The 3,117-nt window shown below is 70.1% G+C and carries 3 protein-coding genes; all 3 read left to right on the forward strand.

Annotation, left to right across the window (positions count from 1 at the left end; genetic code table 11):
• Nucleotides 1-341: hypothetical protein (locus GX414_15735; GenBank protein ID NLI48552.1), on the forward strand; the 341-nt coding region annotated here is incomplete at its 5' end.
• Nucleotides 338-2,341, forward strand: a complete 2,004-nt coding sequence (locus tag GX414_15740) for a DUF1365 family protein (protein ID NLI48553.1) — start codon at nt 338-340, stop codon at nt 2,339-2,341. The genes GX414_15735 and GX414_15740, both read left to right, overlap by 4 nt.
• A partial coding sequence (locus tag GX414_15745; protein ID NLI48554.1) for an acyl-CoA desaturase occupies nt 2,338-3,117 on the forward strand: 780 nt, incomplete at its 3' end. The genes GX414_15740 and GX414_15745, both read left to right, overlap by 4 nt.

Below are 3,117 nucleotides of genomic sequence, written 5' to 3' on the forward strand. Positions count from 1 at the left end.
CCTGGGCCGCCTGGAACTACGCCCGCGCCGCCGGCGCCGACGGCGAGAGCCGCCTGTCGGTGACCTACCACATGAACCGGCTCCAGGGACTGGCCGCCACCCGGGAGTATTGCGTGTCCCTCAACCGGCCGCAGCCCCCGGCGCCCGGCCGCACAGTCGCCGAGATGCTCTACACCCATCCGATGTACACGACCGAGGCGTTGGCCACCCAGGCGGAGCTGCCCGCTCTTAGCGGTCCGCTGCACACGCACTTCTGCGGCAGCTACCACCGCTGGGGCTTCCACGAGGACGCCGTGGCGTCGGGCCTGGCCGTCTGCCGCCGGTTCGGGCTTGAGCTATGAACTCGCGCGTCTACGTGGGCGAAGTGAGCCACGCCCGGCTTCGCCCGGTGCGGCACGTGTTCCGCTACCCCCTCTACTGGTACGCCTTCGATCTCGACGAACTGCCCGAACTGGACCGCCGGATCGCCGCGTTCGGCTACAACCGGATCCGCCCGGTGGCCATCCACGACCGGGACTACTTGACCACAGGCCGCGCGCCCATCCGCGACAAGCTCCTGGCGCTGCTCCGCCGACACGGGCACAACGGCCCCTTCGGCCGGATCGAGCTTGTGACCGCGGCCCGCTACTGGCACTACGTCTTCAATCCGGTGAGCTTTTCCTTCTGCCGCCGCCCCGACGGCGCCATGGCCGTGGTAGTGGCCGAGGTGAACAACACCTTCGGCGAGCGCCACGTGTACATCCTGGACCGGCCCGAGGGGCCGCCCGGCGGGTGGCCGCTCCGCTACCGCGCCGACAAGGCGTTCCACGTGTCGCCGTTCAACGACCGGCGGGGGGCGTATGCCTTCGAATTCACCGATCCCGCCGGGCCCCTGGACATCCGCATCCACCTGGAGCGGGACGGCGAGCGGGTGATGACCGCCCGGTTGCACGGTGCCCCGCGGCCGCTCACCCCCGGCAACCTGGCCCGCACGGTCGCCGGCTTCCCACTGGCGGCCGCCCTGAGCATCCCGCGCATCACCTGGCAGGCCGCCCGGCTCTACTTCCAGCGGCGATTGCCCGTGTATGCCCGCCCCGACCCCGACAGCCCCATGACCATCGGCCGCCGTCCACCCGGCTGGCAAGAGAGAATCTGCCGGCGCCTGGTCTGCGGCATCCTCCGGCGACTGACGCAGGGCCGGCTCGTGCTGGCGGAGCCCGACGGCAGCGAGCAGGCGTTCGGCGATCCCGCCGCTCCGGCGCCCGTCCGGCTGGCGCTCCGGAACTACCGGCTGTTTCCCCGGCTGGTCTGGGGCGGCGACATCGGTTTCGGCGAGTCGTACGCCGACGGCGATTGGGACTGCGCCGACCTGACCGGCGCCATCCGGCTGTTCATCCGCAACCGCGCGGCGCTCGCCTCCGGCAACTTGGCCACCGCCGCCGTCAGCCGCGTCGCCAACCGACTGCGCCACGGCCGGCGGCGCAACACGCTGCTCGGCAGCCGGGCGAACATCCGTGACCATTACGACCTGAGCAACGAAATGTACAAGCTCTTCCTCGATGAGTCGATGATGTACTCCTGCGCCCTGTTCGACGCGCCCGATCTCAGTCTGGAGGAGGCCCAGCGCCGCAAGATCGCGCGGCTGCTCGCGAAGGCCGCCCCCGGGCCCGAGGATCACCTTCTGGAGATCGGCTCCGGCTGGGGGGCGTTCGCCATCGCCGCGGCGCGCGAGACGGGCTGCCGGGTGACCACCATCACCCTGAGCGAGGAGCAGCTGGCGCTGGCGCGGGAGCGCGTCCGGGCCGCGGGGCTGGCGGAGCGCGTGGCGGTGGAGCTGTGCGACTACCGCCACGCGCAGGGCCGCTACGACCGGATCGTTTCCATCGAGATGCTCGAGGCGGTGGGCCACCGCTACCTCGGCACCTTTTTCGCCCGCGTCGACGAGCTCCTGAAACCGGGCGGCTGGGCGGTGGTCCAGGTGATCACCATCCCCGACCAGCGCTACGACGCCTATCGCCGCCAGCCCGACTGGATCCAGAAGCACATCTTCCCGGGCGGGATGCTGCCGTCGCTGGACGCGCTGAGCCGAGCGATGAAGGACCACTCGGAGCTGGTGGTCCAGGATCTGGAGAACATCGGCGTCCATTACGCCCCGACTCTGGCGGAGTGGCGGCGGCGCTTCCTGCTCAACACCCCGGCGGTGCGGGCGCTGGGCTTCGATGATGCGTTCATCCGGAAGTGGGTGTATTATTTCTCCTACTGCGAGGGAGCCTTCGCCGAGCGCTACTTGAACGATTTGCAGCTCGTGCTGGCCCGGCCCGGCACCCCGCAGGCGCCCTGGGAGAGGCTCCGCTGCCCATGAGCACCATCACCGCGACCTCCGGCGGCAAGGGCCGGCTGGACCTGTTGCACAGCCTGCCCTTCCTCGCGGTCCACCTGGCCTGCCTGCTGGTCATCTGGGCCGGCGTGAGTTGGATCGCCGTGGGAGCCTGCATCCTCCTCCACTACGCCCGGGCGTTCGGCCTCACCGCCGGCTACCACCGCTATTTCGCCCACAAGTCGTACAAGACCAGCCGGGCCTTCCAATTTCTTTTGGCGGTCCTCGGCGCCTCGGCCGCCCAGATGGGTCCGCTCTGGTGGGCCGGCCACCACCGGATCCACCACCGGTACGTGGACACCGACGCGGACATCCACTCCCCCAGCCGGCAGGGTTTCTGGTGGGCCCACGTGGGCTGGATCGTCAGCGACCGCTACCTGCACACGAACGAGGCGGTGATCAAGGATTTCGCCCGCTTCCCCGAGCTCCGCCGGCTGGACCGCTTCCCCTGGGTGCCGCCGCTGCTGCTGGCGGCGGGCCTGTACGGCCTCGGCGCCTGGCTGGGCGCCGCCCGCCCGGAACTCGGCACGTCGGGGCTGCAGCTCCTGACCTGGGGCTTTTTCATCAGCACCGTGCTCCTGTATCACGGGACGTTCTTCGTCAACTCGCTGGCCCACACCTGGGGCACGCGCCGGTTCGACACCCGCGACACCAGCCGCAACAACCTGCTCATCACCCTGCTCACCTTCGGCGAGGGCTGGCACAACAACCACCACCGGTACCCCGCCTCGGAACGCCAGGGGTTTTACTGGTGGGAGATC

The sequence above is a fragment of the Acidobacteriota bacterium genome (genome assembly GCA_012517875.1).
Classification (GTDB): Bacteria; Acidobacteriota; JAAYUB01; order JAAYUB01; family JAAYUB01; genus JAAYUB01.